This window comes from Arenimonas malthae CC-JY-1, assembly GCF_000747075.1.
In the GTDB taxonomy this organism is placed as follows: domain Bacteria; phylum Pseudomonadota; class Gammaproteobacteria; order Xanthomonadales; family Xanthomonadaceae; genus Arenimonas; species Arenimonas malthae.
Map to the genome: position 1 here is coordinate 11,341 of NZ_AVCH01000172.1, position 19,285 is coordinate 30,625.

18 protein-coding genes are annotated in these 19,285 nt (G+C 71.5%); 5 read left to right on the forward strand and 13 right to left on the reverse strand.

Translation table 11 applies throughout. The features are described 5' to 3' along the window. Window positions 1–41: 41 nt before the first annotated feature. Entirely contained in the window at window positions 42–3,281 is a 3,240-nt protein-coding gene (locus N790_RS09975; RefSeq protein WP_052385849.1) for an amidohydrolase family protein, read from the reverse strand. Between the two features lie 175 nt (window positions 3,282–3,456). On the opposite strand from N790_RS09975, the gene N790_RS09980 reads away from it, so the two are divergent. Then, window positions 3,457–4,374 (forward strand): GGDEF domain-containing protein, encoded by a 918-nt coding sequence (locus N790_RS09980; RefSeq protein WP_169742172.1) that lies wholly within the window; start codon window positions 3,457–3,459, stop codon window positions 4,372–4,374. 6 nt (window positions 4,375–4,380) lie between these two features. On the opposite strand, the gene N790_RS09985 is transcribed toward N790_RS09980, so the two are convergent. Genes N790_RS09985 through N790_RS09995 form a run of 3 tightly spaced genes read right to left on the reverse strand, consistent with a single transcriptional unit; the run spans window position 4,381 to window position 7,681 of the window. Then, complete coding sequence (locus tag N790_RS09985; RefSeq protein WP_043803827.1) at window positions 4,381–5,010, reverse strand: 2-hydroxychromene-2-carboxylate isomerase; 630 nt, start codon at window positions 5,008–5,010, stop codon at window positions 4,381–4,383. A gap of 17 nt (window positions 5,011–5,027) precedes the next feature. Further along, entirely contained in the window at window positions 5,028–6,296 is a 1,269-nt protein-coding gene (locus N790_RS09990; protein WP_043803828.1) for an amidohydrolase family protein, read from the reverse strand. Beyond that, a complete protein-coding gene (locus N790_RS09995; RefSeq protein ID WP_043803829.1) occupies window positions 6,293–7,681 on the reverse strand; it encodes an amidohydrolase in 1,389 nt (462 codons plus the stop codon). The genes N790_RS09990 and N790_RS09995 overlap by 4 nt, the downstream gene beginning before the upstream one ends. A gap of 138 nt (window positions 7,682–7,819) precedes the next feature. On the opposite strand from N790_RS09995, the gene N790_RS10000 reads away from it, so the two are divergent. Next, the gene (locus tag N790_RS10000; protein ID WP_043803831.1) at window positions 7,820–8,593 is read left to right on the forward strand and encodes an AMP nucleosidase; all 774 of its coding nucleotides are present in this window, start codon (window positions 7,820–7,822) and stop codon (window positions 8,591–8,593) included. 21 nt (window positions 8,594–8,614) lie between these two features. On the opposite strand, the gene N790_RS10005 is transcribed toward N790_RS10000, so the two are convergent. The 7 genes from N790_RS10005 to N790_RS10035 all read right to left on the reverse strand — a co-directional run bounded on the left by N790_RS10005 (window position 8,615) and on the right by N790_RS10035 (window position 13,674). Then, window positions 8,615–9,550: a cation diffusion facilitator family transporter gene (locus N790_RS10005; RefSeq protein ID WP_043803836.1), complete on the reverse strand. Its 936-nt coding sequence runs from the start codon at window positions 9,548–9,550 to the stop codon at window positions 8,615–8,617. 1 nt (window position 9,551) lies between these two features. Further along, window positions 9,552–9,893 carry a DUF3703 domain-containing protein gene (locus N790_RS10010; protein ID WP_245593771.1) on the reverse strand — a complete coding sequence of 114 codons (342 nt, stop codon included), beginning with the start codon at window positions 9,891–9,893 and terminating at the stop codon, window positions 9,552–9,554. Then, window positions 9,890–10,231, reverse strand: coding sequence for a hypothetical protein (locus N790_RS10015; protein WP_043803838.1), 342 nt, complete (start codon window positions 10,229–10,231; stop codon window positions 9,890–9,892). Before N790_RS10015 ends, N790_RS10010 begins: the two co-directional genes overlap by 4 nt. 140 nt (window positions 10,232–10,371) lie before the next feature. Beyond that, entirely contained in the window at window positions 10,372–11,301 is a 930-nt protein-coding gene (gene grxD / locus N790_RS10020) for a Grx4 family monothiol glutaredoxin (protein WP_043803839.1), read from the reverse strand. Between the two features lie 62 nt (window positions 11,302–11,363). After that, window positions 11,364–11,969 carry an SGNH/GDSL hydrolase family protein gene (locus N790_RS10025; protein ID WP_052385861.1) on the reverse strand — a complete coding sequence of 202 codons (606 nt, stop codon included), beginning with the start codon at window positions 11,967–11,969 and terminating at the stop codon, window positions 11,364–11,366. A gap of 15 nt (window positions 11,970–11,984) precedes the next feature. Further along, entirely contained in the window at window positions 11,985–13,229 is a 1,245-nt protein-coding gene (locus N790_RS10030; protein ID WP_043803843.1) for an aminotransferase class I/II-fold pyridoxal phosphate-dependent enzyme, read from the reverse strand. Between the two features lie 58 nt (window positions 13,230–13,287). Beyond that, window positions 13,288–13,674, reverse strand: coding sequence for a DUF4345 family protein (locus N790_RS10035; RefSeq protein WP_043803845.1), 387 nt, complete (start codon window positions 13,672–13,674; stop codon window positions 13,288–13,290). A gap of 61 nt (window positions 13,675–13,735) precedes the next feature. On the opposite strand from N790_RS10035, the gene rsgA reads away from it, so the two are divergent. From rsgA to N790_RS10050, 3 genes are all read left to right on the forward strand, one after another. Then, complete coding sequence (rsgA, locus tag N790_RS10040) at window positions 13,736–14,815, forward strand: ribosome small subunit-dependent GTPase A (protein ID WP_043803846.1); 1,080 nt, start codon at window positions 13,736–13,738, stop codon at window positions 14,813–14,815. Further along, entirely contained in the window at window positions 14,815–16,077 is a 1,263-nt protein-coding gene (locus N790_RS10045) for a peptidase MATCAP family protein (protein ID WP_043803848.1), read from the forward strand. Before rsgA ends, N790_RS10045 begins: the two co-directional genes overlap by 1 nt. A gap of 94 nt (window positions 16,078–16,171) precedes the next feature. Next, entirely contained in the window at window positions 16,172–18,466 is a 2,295-nt protein-coding gene (locus N790_RS10050; protein ID WP_043803897.1) for an NADP-dependent malic enzyme, read from the forward strand. A 10-nt stretch (window positions 18,467–18,476) separates the two neighbouring features. Here N790_RS10050 and N790_RS10055 read toward each other — a convergent pair whose 3' ends face one another. Continuing rightward, entirely contained in the window at window positions 18,477–18,860 is a 384-nt protein-coding gene (locus N790_RS10055; protein ID WP_043803850.1) for an STAS domain-containing protein, read from the reverse strand. Then, entirely contained in the window at window positions 18,857–19,285 is a 429-nt protein-coding gene (locus N790_RS10060) for an ATP-binding protein (protein ID WP_052385851.1), read from the reverse strand. The genes N790_RS10055 and N790_RS10060 overlap by 4 nt, the downstream gene beginning before the upstream one ends.

Consider the following 19,285-nt stretch of genomic DNA (forward strand, 5'->3'; position numbering starts at 1 on the left):
CGGACCACGCCCCGGCGCCGTGGCGCCGGGGCGTGGTCGTTTCAGTGCCGGTGCGGGTCCGACTTCGGGCAGTGGCAGGGCGCGGTCGGGCCGTATTCCACGCCGGTGGGCGCGGCATTGCCGTGGCGCTGCCAGAAGAAGGTCGGGGCCGGGCGCTGCTTGCCGCCGATCTCCGACATGTCGGCGGCGTTGAACAGGCGGCCGTTGACCATCACGTGGGTGGTGTCGTCGCTGGCGCGGATGTCGGCCAGCGGGTTGCCGTCCACCACCACCAGGTCGGCGCGCTTGCCCGCCTCGATCGAGCCCAGTTCCTTCGACAGGCCCAGGTAGTCGGCGCCGTCGATGGTGGCCGCGCGCAGCGCCTCGAACGGCGTGAAGCCGCCCTGCGCCAGCGACCAGATCTCCCAGTGCGGCGCCAGGCCCTGCATCTGGCCGTGGCCGCCCACCTGGATGCGCACGCCGGCGTCGCGCAGCTTCTTGGCCGCCTTCGCCACGTCCACGTGGTAGTAGTCCCATTCCGGGCCGCCCTGGCGGCGGATGGTGTTGGCGTCGAGCGACTGCTGCGGGAAGAAGCGGTTCAGGCGCGCGTTCTCCCACAGGTTGTCCTTGGCGTACCAGTAGTACTCGGCGTTGAGGCCGCCGTAGTTCACCACCAGGGTGGGCGTGTTGCGCACGTCGGTCTGGCGCCACAGCTCCACCACGTCCTTGTACAGCGGCGCCACCGGGATGTTGTGCTCCACGCCGGTCACGCCGTCCACCACCATCGTCATGTTGTGCTGGAAGGTGCTGCCGCCTTCCTCCACCACCAGCATGCCCAGCTCGCGCGCGGCCTGGTTGATCTGCTGGCGCTGCTCGCGGCGCGGCTGGTTGTAGCTCTTCACCGAGAAGGCGCCGTTGGCCTGCATGCGGCGCAGGTGGCGGCGGGCGTCGTCGAGCGAATTGACCTCGGCCTTGAAGTCGCCGTCGGCGCCGTAAAGGATGGTGCCGGTGGAGAACACGCGCGGGCCCACCATGCGCCCGGCCTTCACCAGTTCGCTCTGCGAGAACACGAACTCGGTGGTGGCCGAAGGGTCGTGCATGGTGGTGATGCCGAAGGCCAGGTTGGCGTGGTAGGCCCAGTTCTGCTGCGGCACCACGCCCTGGCCGAAGTGCGCCGCGTGCGCGTGCGCGTCCACGATGCCGGGGAACACGGTTTTGCCGGCCACGTCCACTTCGCGGGCGCCGGCCGGGATGGCCACCTCGCCGCGCTTGCCCACGGCCACGATGCGCTCGCCGCGCACCACGACCACGCCGTCCTCGATCACTTCCTGGGTGTTCTCGGCGTCGCGCATGGTCACCACGCGGCCGCCCACCAGGGCGAAGGTGTCGGCCGGGCGGTCGGTGTCCACGCGCAGGCCCACCGGCACGCCGGCGTCGGCCTTGGCCGCGCCCAGGGCGCGGCTGTGGTAGCGGTCGCCCACCATCCAGTGCACCGACTTCGAATCGGCCGACCAGTGCAGGTAACTGCCCATGTCGGTGCCCAGCGCGGTCACCGGCAGGGCCTTGGTGTCCTTGTTGAGTTCGATCGACGCGCCGGTGGCCGGCAGCGGCGCGACGTAGCCGTTGAACAGCTCGGTGAAGGCCACCGACTTGCCGTCCGGGCTGATCGCCACATGGTCGACGTACTTGAGGTTGAACACTTCGCGCGGCAGTTCGCCGGCCAGGCCCACGCTCATCAGCTTCTTTTCCAGGCCGCCGCCGGTGAGGAAGTAGACGCGCTTGCCGTCGGCCGAGAACTGCGGGTCGGCGCCGTTCTTCGCCACCTGCACGGCGTCGCCGCCGGCGGCGGGCATCACGAACACGCCGCGCACGCCGCTCCACAGGCTGCCGGTGAGCCCGCTGCCGCCCTGGCGCGAGTACACGATGCGGCTGCCGTCCGGCGAATAACGCGGGCCGTAGTAGAAGCCGGGCTGCGTCGTGAGCGCGCGCGACTGGCCGCTGGCCAGGTCGAGCTCGCGGATCGCGCCCATCTCTTCATCCGACCAGGTCGTGTAGAGCAGCTTGCGGCCGTCGGGGCTGAAGCTGGGCTGGTATTCGAAGTTCTCGCCGTCCGCGGTGAGGCGGCGCGGCTCGCCGCCCGGCAGCGCCTTGGTCCAGAGCTGGCCGACGGCGTGGAAGACCAGGGTCTTGCCGTCCGGGCTGGTGGCGACGTCGCGGATCATCTTCGGCGCGAACGAATCGCCGTCCAGCGGCTGGGCGAAACGCAGCGCCGGCAGCACGGTCTGCTCGACTTCGGCGGTGAACGGGATGTTCGCCGGCGCGCCGCTGGCCATGTCCACGCGCCAGAGCTTGCCCTGCGCCCACACCACCACGGCCTTGGAATCGGGCGTCCAGTCGAAGTTGGGGTAGGGGCCGAAGATGGCCCAGGCTTCCTGCTGGTCGTGCGACAGGCCGTCCCAGACCGGGCGCGCATGGCCCGAGGCCAGGTCGAGCACGTGCAGCACCGACTTGTCGCGCACGCGCTTCACGAACGCCAGCTGCCTGCCGTCGGGCGAAGGCTGCGGGCGCACCGCGCCGCCGGCGCTGCCGACCACGGTTTCGACTTCGCCGGTCTCGCGGTCCAGGCGCTTGATGGCGTAGATCACGCCGTGCACGTTGCGGTTGTATTCGAAGGCGCCGCCCGGGCTCACGTCTTCCGAGAAGTACACGTAGCGGCCGTCCGGCGACACCGCCGGTTCGCCCAGGTCCTGCTGGTCGTTCTTGCGCTTGGTGAGCTGCAGGCCGGCGCCGCCGTCGCGGTGGTAGAGCCACAGTTCGCCCGTGCCCAGCGAGCGCTGCGAGGTGAAGTGCTTGCGGCCCACCAGGTACTGGCCGTCGGGCGTCCAGGCCGGGTTGTTGAGCAGGCGGAAGTCTTCCTTGGTCACCTGGGTGGCGCCGCTGCCGTCGGCCTTCATGCGCCAGAGGTTGTTGCCGCCGCCGCGGTCGGAGGTGAAGGCGATTTCCTTGCCGTCGGGCGAGAAGCGCGGCTGGATGTCCCAGCCGGCGCCGCGGGTGAGGCGCCGCGCCTGGCCGCCGGCGGCGGGCAGCACGTACAGGTCGCCGAGCATCGAGAACACGATCTGGTTGCCGTCGGGGCTGACGTCGAGGTCGAGCCAGGTGCCTTCGTCGGTGCTGAAGCGCACCACCTTGCCCTTGGCGTGCGTGGCGCCGACGTCCCATTTGGTTTCCGCCGCGCCGGCGGTGGCGCCGGTGGCGAGGGCAAGGCTGAGTGCGAGGGCGAGCGGGCGGGGCGACAGCGACATGGACGGCTCCGGTGCAGGAAGGAAAGGCGGGAAATTCCCGATGCTAGGCCAATCATCGCCCGCGCTCCCCCGGCCAGAGGTAACGGCCGGGTGAAAGCGTGAGCGGCTTGGCAGCTTCGCAGGCCCGCGGCGGCCTTGGCTTGTAATGGCGGCGCGGCTGCCGGACAGTGGCGCCATGCGCGCCCCCCGACGCCCCCGACTGGCCGTCCCGGCTGCCCTGGCCCTTGGGCCGGGCGCGGCTTTGCCGGCGTTCGCCTCGGCGGGATCGTGGGAGGCGTGGTCGGCCTGGGGCCTGGTGGGCGCCGCCTTCGGCGTCGCCGCCGCCATCGGCATCTGCGGCTACAACCTGCGCGGCCGGCTCGCCGCGCACGGGCCCTGGTGGCGGCATGCCCTTGCGACCCTGGCGCTGGTGCTCGCGGCGCCCTTCCTGCTCCGTGTCCAGCCGTGGCTGGTGGCGGCGGCGGCCCTGGGCCTGCTCTATTGGGGTCTGTGGCGCGTGCTGCGCCTGACCCGGCACATGCGCCAGGCCTTCGACGAACACGCGCACGCCCGCGCCGAAGCACGCCGCGCCAAGGCCGATTCCGAACGCGACGCGCTCACCGGCGTGCTCAACCGCGGCGCCTGGCGTGCGCGGCTCGAGCGCCTGGCCGAGGACACCCAACAGGACGGCCGGCCGCTGTCGGTGCTGTTCTTCGACATCGACCTGTTCAAGCTCATCAACGACAGCCTGGGCCACCAGGTCGGCGACGACTGCCTGAAGGCCGTGGCCAACACCGTGGCCGCCGAGCTGCGCGGCGGCGACATCCTGGGCCGCCTGGGCGGCGAGGAATTCGCGGTGGCGCTGCCCGGCGCGCGCCGCATCCACGCCATCGCCGTCGGCGAGCGCGTGCGCATGGCCGTGCAGAAGCACTGCCAGGTGGTCGGCGAAGAAGTGGTGGAGCTGACCGTCAGCGTCGGCGCCGCCGAATACCTCGGCCCGGAAGAATCCTTCGACGCCCTGATGGACCGCGCCGACCGCGCCATGTACACGGCCAAGGGCTCGGGCCGGAACATGGTGGTCGCCGACGCCGCCACCCCGCCCGGCGCGCACTGACCGCGATCAGCCGCGGCGCGCGCCTTCGGGCAGCGTGGCCAGGCGCGCCATCTCGTGCGCGTCCAGCAGGCCGGGGTCTTCGAGGAAGGCGAGCGCGAAGTCGAAGGCGTCGTTGCCCCAGAACACTTCGCCATCCGCCACCAGGGTGGGGATGCCGAACACGCCGGCGGCGATGGCGGCCTCGGTGTTTTCGCGCAATCGCGCCTTCACGTCCGGCGCTGCGATCGCGGCCGCCACGTCGGCGATGCCCAGGCGCTGGCCCAGCGGCGCCAGCGCGGCGGCGTCGTCGGCCGCGCGGCCTTCGGCCCAGATCCAGTCGAACACCGCGGTGATGGCTTCCGGCGTGTTGCCCGCCGCCAGGCACAGGCGCAGCGCGGCCAGCGGGTTGAACGGGTGCGCCGGCGGGAACACCAGCGGCACGCCCTGCAAACGCGCCAGCCAGGTGACGTGGCGGTAGGTGAAAAGCCGCTTGCCGGCGATTTCGGCCGGGCCCTTCTGGCCGTGGTGGCCCAGCAGGCCGGCCAGCAGCACCGGCCGGAAATCCACCGCGTGCCGCCGCGCCAGCTCGCGCACGCGCGGCCACTGCAGGTAGGCGAAGGGCGAGATCGGGTCGAAATACCAGGCGATGCGGCTCATGTGGCGTCGGCTCCCGGTCAGCCGCCCGGATAGGCGCGGGGCAGGGCGCCGGCGGGCGCCAGGTAGCGGTCGCGCAGTTCGGTCTGGCGCGAACGCATGGACGCCGGCTTGCCTTCGAACCACACCTGCTCGGCGAACGTCGACACTTCCAGCGGGTCGCCGCTCCACAGCACCAGGTCGGCCTGCTGGCCCACTTCGATGCGGCCGCGCTGCGACACGCCGAAGGCCTGCGCCGGCACCGAGGTCAGGCCGGCCAGCGCCGCCTCCCAGGGCAGGCCGTGCGCCACCGCGTTGCCGGCCAGCTGGCGCTGCTTGCGGGCGTTGTGGGTGGCGTCGCCGCGCTGCGAGAAGCCCACGCGCACGCCGGCCCGGTGCAGGCGCGCGGCGGTTTCCAGGCTCGAGCCCAGGCCGTCGAAATTGCCCGGCAGGTTGGCCAGCGCGTCCACCAGCACCACGGCGTTGGCCGCCTTGAGTTCGGCGGCCACGCGCCAGGATTCGGCGCCGCCCACGATCACCGGCACCATGCCGTTCTTCTTCGCGAAGGCCAGCACCTGGCGGATGTCGGCGGCGCGGTCGACGTGGAACACCACGCGGCCGCCGCCCAGGTACTTCGCCACCGCCGCGCGGCCGGCGCGCGTGAGCAGGCCGTCTGGCTGGCCGCTGCGCGCTTCCGCCATCGCCTGCTCGAGCAGCATCCACTGGCCGGCGCGGCTGCCGCCGGAAAGCGGCGAGCTGTCGCTGCCGAGGTTCACGAACAGGCTGCGGCTGCCCGGCAGCGCCGCGTCGTAGCGGCCGTCGAGCAGCACCGCGCTGCCCTGGCCGGCCACGAAGCTGCCGCCCGGCAGCGCCGACGGCGCCAGCACGGTGAAGGTGATGCCCTCGACGCGGTTCACGCCGATGGCGGCCGAGCGCGGGTTGAAGGCCACGTCCACGTCGAACTCGGGGCGCCAGGACGACCCCTCGTGCGCCGGCACCATGGCGCCCAGCGCCAGGCCGCCGTCCACGGTGGACGGTTCACCCGACACTTCCTCGATGCCCAGGCCGGTGAGGCCGCCGAACAGGCCCGGCGTCAGCGGCCGGCCCTTGGCGTCCACCACGGTCACGCCGGCGGGCGCGGCCAGGCCGGGGCCGACGGCGCGCACCACGCCGCCCTGCACCAGCACGTCGTGGTTCTTTAGGGTGCCGGCGGCGCCGGCGGTGTGCACGGTGGCGTTGCGGACCAGCAGGTCCTGGGCGGCGGCCGGCAGCGCGGCCAGCAGCGCGATGGCGAGAATCAGGCGCTTCACGGCGACACCTCCTGGCCCAGCATGAAGTCGGACACCGGCTGGCGCGCCGGGTCGTTGCGGTCGTAGAGCAGGGCGCCGTCCACGTACACCTTCTCGGCCAGCGCGTACACGGAGAACGGGTTGCCGTTCCACAGCACCACGTCGGCCATCTTGCCTTCGGCCAGCGTACCGGTGACGCCGTCCACGCCGATGGCCTTGGCGGCGTTCGCCGTGAGCCAGCGGATGGCGTGCTCGGGCGGCAGCGACATCCCCAGCCGCTCGCCGCGGCCCATCACCTTCGCCGCTTCCTGGTTCAGGCGCTGGATGCCTTCGGAGGAATCGGAGTGCACGATGGCGCAGCTGTTCTTCGGCCTGTCCACCAGCGCGATGTTTTCCTGGATGCCGTCGTAGGCCTCCATCTTGAAGCCCCACCAGTCGGCCCAGAGCGCGCCGCAGATGCCTTCTTCCGCCAGGCGGTCGGCGAGCTTGTAGGCCTCCACGCCGTGGTGGAAGGCGGCGATCTTGAAATCGAACTCCTTCGCCAGGTCCATCATCAGCGCCATTTCGTCGGCACGGTAGCAGTGGATCTGCACGCTGATCTCGCCGCGCAGCACGCCGGCCAGGGTGTCCAGGCGCAGGTCGCGCGCCGGCGGCTCGCCGTTGCCGGCGCCCTTTTTCTTCTTCCGGCCTTCGGTGCGCTGCGAGGCTTCGTACTTGTCCCAGGCCTGGCGGTACTTCTGCGCCTCGATGAAGGCGGCGCGGTAGCCGGCCAGGTTGCCCATGCGGGTCATCGGCGACTGGCCGCGGCCGCCGTAGACGCGCTTGGGGTTCTCGCCGCAGGCCATCTTCACGCTGTGCGGCGCGCCCGGGAACTTCATTTCCTGCATCGTCACCGCGGGCACGTTCTTGAGCACCACGCCGCGGCCGCCGATCAGGTTGGCCGAGCCGGGCAGGATCATCATGGAGGTGACGCCGCCGGCCAGCGCCGCGGCGAAGCCGGGGTCCTGCGGCCACACGGCGTGTTCGGCCCAGACCTGGGCGGTGACCGGCGCGGTCATCTCGTTGCCGTCCTGGTGCGCCAGCGCGCCCGGGGCGGGGTACACGCCCAGGTGCGAATGCACGTCGATGATGCCCGGCGTGACCCACTTGCCGCGGCCGTCCACCACGGTGGCGCCCCCGGCGTCGAGGTCGGTGCCCACGGCGGCGATCTTGCCGCCCTGCATCAGCACGTCGGCGCCCTCCAGGCGCCGGCCATCGCCGGTGAGCACGGTGGCGTCGGTGATCAGCACCGGGCCGGACGCGACCGGCTGGTAGGTGCTGGGAAAGCTGGGCGCGGCCGCCGGCGCCAGGGCCGGCAGGGCGAACAGGGCGGTGGCCAGCAGGCTGGCCCGGAATCGTGGATGCATGTGGTCTCCCCCGGTGAAGCGGCCACCCTAGCCTTGCCCGGCGCGGCTTGCCAAGGGGTCGCGGCCTTGGTTCACCGGCCGCGTGGCAGAATGGTGACGCAGTACGGATAAAAAGAACAAAACGGAGATCACGACAAGATGAAAGACAAGAACGAAATCGTCAGCAACTGGCTGCCGCGCTACACCGGCGTTCCGCTCGAGGCCTTCGGCGAGCACATCCTGCTGACCAACTTCGGCGGCTACCTCGACACCTTCGCCCGCCTCACCGGCGCCGAGGTGCTGGGCCGGGACCGCCCCATGCCCAGCGCCACGTCCGACGGCATCACGCTGATCAACTTCGGCATGGGCAGCGCCAACGCCGCCACGGTGATGGACCTGCTCTCGGCCATCGGGCCCAAGGCCTGCCTGTTCCTGGGCAAGTGCGGCGGCCTCAAGCGCAAGAACCAGCTGGGCGACCTGGTGCTGCCCATCGCGGCCATCCGCGGCGAAGGCACCAGCAACGACTACCTGCCGCCGGAAGTGCCGGCCCTGCCGGCCTTCGCCCTGCAGCGCGCCGTGTCCACCATGATCCGCGACCTCGGCCACGACTACTGGACCGGCACGGTGTACACCACCAACCGCCGCGTCTGGGAGCACGACGAGGCCTTCAAGGAATACCTGCGCAAGCTGCGCTGCATGGCCATCGACATGGAAACGGCCACGGTGTTCGCGGCCGGCTTCGCCAACTCGATCCCCTCGGGCGCGCTGCTGCTGGTCTCCGACCAGCCGATGGTGCCCGAGGGCGTGAAGACCGAAGCCTCGGACCGCAAGGTCACCGAGCACTTCGTCGAGCGCCACATCCAGATCGGCATCGAAGCCCTGCGCCTGATCCGGCGCCACGGCAAGTCGGTGAAGCACCTGCGCTTCGACTGACGCACCGCCCCCCGCGCGCGCTCAGTGCGCGTGCGGGTGGTCGTGCTCGTTTTCGTCGTGCGCGTGCTCGCCGCACACCGGCTGCGCGCAGCGGGCGGCTTCCATCTGCAGCGTGGAATGGCCGATGCCGAAGCGTTCGCGCAGCAGCGCGGACAGGCGCCGGCGCAGCACGTCGGGGTCCACGCCTTCGGCCACGTCAACGTGCGCGCTCAGCAGCGGCTGCTGGCTGCTGAGCGACCACAGGTGCAGGTCGTGGATGGACGCCACGCCGGGTTCGCTTTCCATCGCCGCGCGCACGCCGTCCACCTCGATCCCGTGCGGCACGCCCTCGAGCAGCAGGTGGCCGGCCTCGGACACCAGGTGCCAGGTGCGCGGCAGCACCCACAGGCCCAGCAGCGCCGCCAGCAGCGGGTCGATCCAGCTCCAGCCGGTGGTCCAGATGGCCAGCGCGCCCAGGATCACCGCCACCGACCCGAGCATGTCGGCCCAGACTTCCAGGTAGGCGCCCTTCATGTTCAGGCTCTCGCCGCTGCCGGCCTTGAGCAGGCGCATGGACACCAGGTTCACGGCCAGGCCGAGCGTCGCCACCACCAGCATCGTGCCGCTGGCCACCGGGTGCGGCGTGAGGAAACGCCCGACCGCTTCCCACAGGATCCAGCCCGCCAGCAGGAACAGCAGGGCGCCGTTCGCCAGCGCGCCCAGGGCTTCCATGCGGGCGTAGCCGTAGGTGCGGCGCGCGTCGGGCGGCAGGCGCGCCAGGCGCACGGCGGCGAGCGCGATGGCTAGCGCCAGCGTGTCAGAACCCATGTGCGCGGCGTCGGAGAGCAGGGCCAGCGAATTGCTGAGCCAGGCGCCCACCAGCTCGGCGACCAGGAAGGTGATCGTCAGCGCCAGCGCCCAGCGCAGCGGCTTCTCGTGGCGGATGTTGTCCAGCCCGTGCTCGTGCCCGGCGCCCATGTCAGCGACGTTCCTGGTCGAGCAGGGCCTGCAGGTCGGGCGGCACCGGCATGGGTTTCACCGCGCTGACGTTGGCGCCGCCGGTGTTGCCCACCGGCACCCAGAGGCGGGAGAACAAGGCCGCCGCGACGATGCGCGTGAGCTGGCCGAACACCTCGCGGCGGTCGCGCCGCCGCCAGCCCACGGCCAGCATGCCGACGTGGCTGCGCACGTGCAGGCGCGTGGAACGCTGGCCCAGCACGTGGGCGCGTTCGAGGTGGCGGAAGGCGAGGTCGAGGTTTCCCTGCGCGCGCGCGGCCGCGGCGAGGGTCCATTCGTGCTCGAAAGCGGCGCGGAGCGTCACCAGTTGAAGACGAAGCCCACCACGTCCGGCGCATCCTTGCCTTCGGTGAAGCGCACGCTGCACTCCACGATCTGCTTGACCTCGGAGGTCAGGCCGGGCTCGATGGTGATCGGGCCGGTGAGGAAGAACTCGCCGTTGGGCGCGGACTTCATGCTGGCGGCGAGCGCCGTGGTGTCGAGTTCATAGAGCTTGCCGTCCAGCCGCGACTCGGCTGCGGCCTTGCAGGCCTGCGCAGCGAGTGCGTTGCGGTCGCCGCCGGCCGTGGCGTCGTCGGCGCCACCGCCACCGCACGCCGAGAGCATCAGGGCCGCGGGGGCCAGTACCAGCCAATTGCGCATGTCATCCCTCCTGGTTGCATCACCCGGCCCTGGCCGTTGGGGGGATAACCGGCGGGGTAGGTTTGTCTTCATGACCAAGTTAGCGCAATTGCTCTAGACGCGCCATCGGCGGCCCGTGAAGGCCGCCGTAGGGGTTTTCTTCAGTACCGGGGCACCGAGGGGTCGATCTGCGCCGACCAGGCGTCGATGCCGCCCTCGACGTTGTACAGGTCGTGGAAACCCAGGCCCCGGAAGTACTCGGCGGCCTGCCGGCTGGAGTTGCCGTGGTGGCACAGGAAGGCCAGGGGCACGTCCCGGGGCAGGGCCTCCAGGCGTTCGCGGCTCTCCTCGTCCAGCACCTCGTGCGGGTGCGGGAAGGGGGCGAAGGCGCGGGCCTGGGCCGGGCGCACGTCGACCACGTCGATGGTGCCGGCGATGACGTGGTCGTGCAGCTGCTGCACCGACATGGATTTCACCGGCGGCGGCGCGTTCGGGTTGTGGATGGCCAGGCCGGCGCCGCGGGCGTCTTCCACCCAGTCGATGCGCAGGCCGCGGGCGCGCGGCACGCTGGCCAGGTCCAGGTGGAAACGCAGGCCGCCGGCCTCGGCCACCACCTCGTGGCCGCTGGCGGGCTTGAGCTCGAAGCGGGCGTTGAAGCGCGGGTCCACCGACAGGTGCAGCACCACGCCGTCCTCGGCATTGGCCAGGGCGCGGCCGATGGCTTCGGCGGCGGCCGGGGTCACTTCGATGGCGGGCGGGGTGCGGTCGGGCGCGGCCAGGCCGAGCGCCTCGTGCAGTTCGCCGCTGTTGAGCATCTGCTCGATGATGTCGCTGCCGCCCAGCAGTTCGCCGCCGACATAGAGCTGCGGGATGGTCGGCCACTGGCCGTAGAGCTTGATGCCTTCGCGGATTTCCGGGTCGGACAGCACGTCCACGTGGCCGTAGGCGCCGACCAGGCCGTTGAGGATGCCGGCGGCCTTGGCGGAGAAGCCGCACTGCGGGGCGTTCGGGTTGCCCTTCATGAACAGCACGACGTGGTGCGCCGAGAGGATCTGCTCGATGCGCGCGCGGGTTTCGGGGGTGAGGGACATGGCCGGCTCCGGTGGGGATGCGGCCATTTTACCCCCGCACGCCCGGCGCAGCCTGACCCAGGTCAGAACTGCAGCAGGTGCTGCGCGGCCGGCAGGGCCAGGGCGGTCCAGTCGGCGTAGGCCCGGGCCGAGGGGTGCAGGCCGTCGTCGGCGATGCGGTCGGGGCGGGTGCCGGGGTCGCGGCTCACGGGCGTGATGTCCACGAAGGCCACGCCCTGCACCGCGCATTCGGTGGCGGCGGCCAGGTTGAAGGCGTCGAGTTCGCGGGAAATCTGCGCGGTGTCGCGGCCGCTGCCCTGGCCGAAGGGCGTGACGCCCCAGTCGGGAATGGACAGCACCAGCACCCGCCCGGGGCGACCGCCGGCCAGCGCGATGGCGCGCGCCAGCAGCGCGGCGAACTGCACGCGGTACTCGTCCAGCGGGCGGCCGCGGTACTGGTTGTTCACGCCGATCAGCAGCGACACGAAATCCCAGCGGCCCAGCGGCTCGGCCGCGTCCATCGCCGCCGACAGCTCGTCGGTGGTCCAGCCGGTGGTGGCGATGATGCGCGGGTCGGCCAGCGTTATGCCGCGCGCGCGCAGCCCGGCGGCCAGCTGCATCGGCCAGCGCCCGGCCTCGGGCACCGCTTCGCCGATGGTGTAGGAATCGCCCAGCGCGAGGTAACGCAGCACCGGCGCGCGGCCTCAGGCCACGTGCCGGGCGCCGCGGCGGGCCGCGTGGCGGTCCAGGGCGCGGTCGATGCGCGCGAACACTTCGCGCACCACGTCGGCCTCCGGCAGCAGCGTCACGCGGAAGTGGCGCGAGCCCGGCACGTTGAAGCCCGTGCCCGGCACCACCAGCACGTCCTCGGTTTCCAGCAGTTCGAGCGCGAAGGCCTGGTCGTCGAAGCCTTCCGCCGCCGCGCCCACCACCTGCGGGAAGGCGTAGAGCGCGCCGGCCGGCGCCACCACGGAAAGGTGTTCGCTGGCGGCGCAGCTGTCGACCACGGCCTGGCGCGAGGCATGCAGGCGGCCGCCCGGCGCGGTGAGCTCGCGGATGGTCTCGGGCCCGGTCAGCGCCGCCGGCACCGCGAACTGCGCGGGCACGTTGGCGCACAGGCGCAGCGCGCTGAGCAGGTCCATGGCGTGGTGGTAGTCGCCCACCTTCAGCGGGTCGCCGGAAAGCACCGCCCAGCCCACGCGCCAGCCGCAGGCGCGCCACACCTTCGACAGGCCGCCGAAGCTCAGGCAGGGCACGTCGCCGGCCAGCGGCGCCAGCGGGGTGAACACGGCGTCGTCGTACAGGATGCCGTCGTAGATCTCGTCGGCCATCAGCAGCAGGCCGTGGCGCGCGGCGATCTCCACCAGGCGCCCGAGCAGTTCCGGCGGGTAGTTGGCGCCGGTGGGGTTGTTCGGGTTGATCACCACCAGCGCGCGCGTGCGCGGCGTCACCAGCTTCTCGATCTCGTCCGGGTCGGGCAGGAAGCCGTTCTCCGGCGCGCAGCGGTAGTACACCGGCCGGCCCTGGTTGAGGATGGTGGCGGCGCTCCACAGCGGGTAGTCGGGCGAGGGCAGCAGCACTTCCTCGCCCGGGTTGAGCAGGGCGCGCAGGGAAATGTCGATCAGCTCGCTCACGCCGTTGCCCACGAACACGCGCTCGGCGCAGGCGTTGGGCGTGCCGCGGCTGCGGTGGAACGCGGCGATGGCCTCGCGCGCCAGCGGCAGGCCCTGCTGGTGCGTATAGGGGTCGGATTCGCCCACGTGGGCCGACACGGCCTGCTGCAGGTGCGCCGGGGCCCGGAAGCCGAAGGCGCCGGGATTGCCGATGTTGAGCCGGATCAGCTGGCGCCCCTGGCCCTCGAGTTCACGGGCGCGGCGGGACAGTTCGCCGCGGATGTCATAGCGGACCTCGCGCAGGCTTTCGCGGGTCGGCATCGGGCTGTGGGGCATCGTGGAACGGACTCGGGCAGGGGTGATGGCCCGAGGTTAACGGAATCTTGACGTGCTTTCAGCCGGTTTTCCGCGCCCCGGTCAGGGCCAGGCCGGCCGCCACGGTGAAACCCAGCTCCCAGGCCAGCGCCCAGGCGAAAAACGGGGTGAATTCGCCGCTCTGGGCAATGCCCAGCAGGCGCACCGCGCCGATGCCGCCGTTGCCCAGCGCCACCAGCCACAGCCCCGGCTGGCGCCAGGCCGGCTGGAAGGCGCAGGCCAGCAGGAAGGCGCCCAGGCCCAGTTCCAGCCCGCCATAAAAGGCCTGCAGCTCCACCACCCCCGCCGGCGTGCCCAGGATGCCCACGGCCGCCAGCACCCCGGCCGGGTCGAGCGTGATCGCCACGCCGAAGCCCAGGAAACCCAGGCCTGCCAGCGCCAGCACGAGGATGCGGAAACGTTCCATGGGCGCAGTCTGGGCGGCCCCCGGTGAGCGGCACGTGCAGGGCGGCGTATCATCGCGGCCAATGCAAGCCCAACCCGACGACCTCGCCCGCCTGCGCGCCATCGGCTGGCCCGATGACGATACCGCCCGCGAGGCCCTGGCCGCCGCCGAGGGCGTGCGGCTGGCGCGCGTGGCCAGCCAGCACCGCACCGCCTACGACGTGGCGCTGGGCCCCGACGACGCGCTGATGAAGGTGCAGCCGCCCATGCCCTGGACGCGCCCGCGCTTCCCGCCCGACCAGCGCGCCGCCGTGGGCGACTGGGTCACGCTCGACGCCTCCGGCCGCAACATCGTCGGCATGCTGCCGCGCCGCTCCATCCTCAAGCGCGGCGCGGCCGGCGAACACCACCGCCAGCAGCTGATCGCCGCGAACGTGGACCACGTGCTGGTGGTGGTCGGCCTGGACCAGGACTTCAACCCGCGCCGCATCGAACGCTACCTGGTGCTCATCCGCGCCAGCGGCGCCGACCCGGTGCTGGTGCTGACCAAGGCCGACGAGTGCGACATCGTCGACGACTGCGTCGACCTGCTGGTGGAAGTGGCCGAATCCGGCGTGCCCATCCACCCGGTGAACGCCAAGGACCCGGCCTCCACGGCCGTGCTGCACCCCTACCTGGGCCCGGGCCGCACGGTGGTGCTGGTGGGCAGCTCGGGCGCCGGCAAGTCCACGCTCACCAACACGCTGCTCGGCCGCGAGAAGATGAAGACGAATGCCGTTCGCGCCAACGATTCGCGCGGCCGCCACACCACCACCGCGCGCGTGCTGCTGCCGCTGCCGCAGGGCGGTTGCCTGATCGACACGCCGGGCATGCGCGAGGTCAAGCTCAGCGGCGACGAGGACGTGGCCGACGCCTTCGAGGACGTCGAAGCCCTGGCCATGCACTGCCGTTTCCGCGACTGCGGCCACGGCAACGAACCCGGCTGCGCGGTGCGCGCCGCGCTCGACGAGGGCGTGCTCGACGAAGCGCGCTACCTCAACTACGCCAAGCTGCGCGACGAAATGGAAGCCGCCGCCACCTCGCAGGCCGAGCGCAAGGCCGAGGCGCGGGTGATGGGCAAGGCGCTCAACAAGCGCCTCAAGGACAAGTACGGCCGCCGCTGATGGCCGCCGACGCCCGCACGCTTGAGCACCACGCCGCGCTCGACGCGCGCCTGGTGGCGGCGGTGCGCGGCATCCGCCTGCTGGAAGCCGTGAGCTGGCCGGCGCGGCTGCAGGAAGAGTTCCTGGGCGCCTGGCGCATCGGCCGCATCCACCTGCCCAGGCCCGAATACCCGCGCGGCGACTACGCCGAGGTGCGGCGCGAACTGGAAGCCGTGCACGACGGCGCCGACCCCGACGAACCCATCGGCCGCTACCTGCGCCAGACCGCCGAAAGCTGGCGCATCACCACCCGCCTGCTCGACGCCGTGGGCACCCACCGCGTCACCGCCTATTCCACCCGGCTGTTCGGCCGGCCCATGGAAATGCTGCCCGGCGACGGCCCCACCAACCTCGACGCCGCCCGGCACTTCGTCGGCCTGGCCGACGAGATGGACCAGGAGCTGCGGGAAATCGAGCCCGACTACGTGCTGCCGGCCGAAACCGTGCAGGCCGAGCTGCAGGCCGCGGTGGACCATTTCTTCACCGACCACAAGGTGCGCGTCGAGCTCGACGACACGCTGATCGCCAAGGCCGCCGCCAGTTCGCAGCGCATCCGCCTGCGCACCGCCACCGGCTTTTCCGAATACGACCGCAACCAGCTGCTGGTGCACGAAGCCTTCGTGCACACGCTCACCGGCCTCAACGGCCGCGAGCAGCCGCACCTCAAGTCCCTGGGCCGCGGCTCGCCGCGCACCACGGCCACGCAGGAAGGCCTGGCCACCTTCGCCGAGCTGATTTCCGGCTCCATGGACATCGAGCGCATGAAGCGCATCAGCCTGCGCATCGTGGCCATCGACAAGGCCATCCACGGCGCCGATTTCGTCGAGGTGTTCCGCTTCTTCATCGAGGCCGGGCAGAGCCCGACCGACAGCTTTACCTCGTCCCAGCGCGTGTTCCGCGGCGTGCCGCTGGGCGGCGGCGCGGCCTTCACCAAGGACACCGTGTACCTGCACGGCCTGCTGGCGGTGCACACCTTCTTCCGCTGGTGCCTGCGCCACCACCAGCTGGGCCGGGCGCGGCAGCTGTTCGCCGGCAAAATGGCGCTCGAGGACGTGTTTGCGCTCGAAGGCGCCTTCGACGCCGGCGCCATCGCCGCGCCGCGCTACCTGCCGCCGTGGATGCAGCGCGCGAACGGGCTGGCCGGGGCGCTGGCCTTCTCGCTGTTCGCCAACAAGATCCGGCTCGACCGGGTGGACGCCGACGACCTGGTGCTGGGCCTCTAGGCCCGGCCATACGGGGGCGTCGGCCCGGGGCCGGCCGGGGCCGCTAGAATGGGGGTCTTTCGGCGGCCCCCGCCCGCCCCCAATGCCCAAGTCCATGTCCGAACAAGAAGATTTCAAGCAGGCCGCCCTCGATTACCACCGCCAGGCCCCGGCCGGGAAGATCAAGGTCACCCCGACCAAGGCCATGGTGACCCAGCGCGACCTGGCCCTGGCGTATTCGCCGGGCGTGGCCGCGGCCTGCGAAGCCATCGTGGCCGACCCGGGCGAAGCCAGCGCGCTCACCGCGCGCGGCAACCTGGTGGGCGTCATCACCAACGGCACCGCGGTGCTGGGCCTGGGCAACATCGGCCCGCTGGCGGGCAAGCCGGTGATGGAAGGCAAGGGCGTGCTGTTCCAGAAGTTCGCCGGCATCGACGTGTTCGACCTGGAGATCGCCGAGAACGACCCGGACAAGCTGGTGGAGATCATCGCCAGCCTCGAGCCCACCTTCGGCGGCATCAACCTGGAGGACATCAAGGCGCCCGAGTGCTTCGTGGTGGAGAAGAAGCTGCGCGAGCGGCTGAAGATCCCCGTGTTCCACGACGACCAGCACGGCACCGCCATCATCGTCGGCGCCGCGGTGCTCAATGCGCTCAAGGTGGTGGGCAAGGACATCGCCACGGTGAAGCTGGCGGTCAGCGGCGCCGGCGCGGCCGGCATCGCCTGCCTGGACATGCTGGTGGCGCTGGGCATGCGCCCGGAAAACATCCTGGTCACCGACCGCGACGGCGTGCTGCACGCCGGCCGCGCCGACCTGCAGCCGGGCGGCGCCAACCACGGCATCGTGCGCTACGCCCGCGACACCGCGGCGCGCACCCTGGCCGACATCATCGTCGGCGCCGACGTGTTCATCGGCGTGTCGGCCGGCGGCGTGCTCAAGCCGGAAATGGTGAAGCAGATGGCCGACCGGCCGGTCATCTTCGCCCTGGCCAACCCCACGCCCGAGATCGACCCGACCCTGGCCCGGCAGGCGCGCCCCGACGCCATCATCGCGACCGGCCGCAGCGACCACCCGAACCAGGTGAACAACGCGCTGTGCTTCCCGTACATCTTCCGCGGCGCGCTCGACGTGGGCGCCACGACGATCAACGAGGAAATGAAGCTGGCCTGCGTGCACGCCATCGCCGACCTGGCCCGCCGCGAGGCCACCGACCTCGGCGCCGCCTATGCCGGCGAAACGCCGCGCTTCGGCCCGGAATACCTGATCCCGCGCCCGTTCGACCCGCGCCTGCTGGTGTCGCTGGCGCCGGCCGTGGCCAAGGCCGCCATGGACTCCGGCGTGGCCACGCGCCCCATCGAAGACCTCGACAGCTACCGCGACCGCCTCAGCAGCTGGGTGTTCCGCACCGGCCTGGTGATGAAGCCGGTGTTCGACCGCGCCCGCGCCGACCGCAAGCGCGTGGTGTACGCGGAGGGCGAGGAAGAAACCGTGCTGCGCGCCGTGCAGACGGTGGTGGACGAAGGCCTGGCCCGGCCGATCCTGGTGGGCCGCCCGGCGGTCATCGAGCGCCGCATCCAGCGCCTGGGCCTGCGCATCCGCCTGGGCGTGGACGTGGACGTCACCAACATCGACGACGACCCGCGCTTCAACGACTACTGGCAGCTCTACCACGAGATCATGCAGCGCAAGGGCATCACGCCCTCGGCGGCCAAGGCCATCGTGCGCTCGCGCGACGTGGTGATCGCCGCGCTCATGGTCCGCCGCGGCGAAGCCGACGCGCTGCTGTGCGGCCTGGTGGGCCGCTACGTGCGCAAGCTCAAGTACGTGCGCGAGATCCTGGGCCTGGAAAACGAAGTGCGCGGCCTGTCCGCGCTCAGCGCCGTGCTCAACGAGAAGGGCGTGTTTTTCTTCACCGACACCCACGTGCAGGCCGACCCGACCGCTGCCCAGGTGGCCGAATCGGTGGTGCAGGCGGCGTTCCGCCTGAAGCTGTTCGGCATCACGCCGAAGGCGGCGCTGGTGAGCCACAGCAACTTCGGCTCCAGCGAATCGGCCAGCGCCCAGAAGATGCGCGACGCGCTCGAGATCCTGCGCGAGCGCGCGCCCAAGCTCGAGGTGGAAGGCGAGATGCACGCCGACATCGCGCTCAACGAGGAAGCGCGCCAGCGCATCTTCCCGCACTCGCGCCTGCAGGGCCGCGCCAACCTGCTGGCCTTCGCCAACCTCGACGCCGCCAACGCCAGCTACAACCTGGTGCGCACGGTCACCGACGGCGTGGGCATCGGCCCCATCCTGATGGGCCTGGCGGCCTCGGCCCACGTGCTCACGCCGTCGGCCACGGTCCGCCGCGTCGTCAACATGACCGCCATCGCGGCGGTCGACGCCCAGATCCGCGCCGCCCGCAGCTGACCCGGCTTTTTCATTCGTCCTCGTCGCCGCGCAGCACCTTCTGCTGCATGGCGTCGAGGTAGGCGTCGGCTTCGGCCATGGACGAGAAGATCTCGTTCAGCGGCACCGCCTTCACCACGTCGAAGACCTTCTGGATCTGCGGCTGCGGGTGCGCCACCAGCACCCGCCCGCCGCGCGCGGCCAGGGCCTTGCGGGCCTTGAACACCGAACGCACGCCGGCCGAGCTGATGTATTCCAGGTTGGCCAGGTCGAGCACCAGCGAATGGATGGACGAGGCCAGCAGCGGCGCCAGCTGGCGGTCGAGTTCCTGGTAGCTGTGGGTGTCGAGGCGGCCGCCGACGGCGACGCGCTGGCTGCCGTTGCTGGCGGGCTGGATCTGGACGCTGAGGTTCATGCGTGTCTCCCGGGGGGCTCGGTTCGCAGGACGACGCGAAGGACGTTGTGCACGCCTTCGCGGGCATAGGTGACTTGCTCGGCCAACTGGCGCACCAGGTGCACGCCCAGCCCGCCCACCGGGCGGTCGGCGATGTCGGCCTCCAGGTCGGGGTCGGGGCGCTCGAGCGGGTTGTAGGCCACGCAGTCGTCCTTGAACTCGAGCGTGATCAGGTCGCCCTCGATGGCGATGCCGACGCTGATTTCGTGCTGCCGGCCTTCGATGCGGCCGTAGTCGAGCGCGTTGCACACCACTTCCTCGGCCACCAGCTGCACGTCGTGCGCCACGCCCGGGTGCACGCCCTCGCGGGCGAGCACGCCGTCGATGGCGGCCACCAGGTCGCCGAGCTGGCCTTCTTCCTGCGGTACCTGGAGCAGGATGTGCAT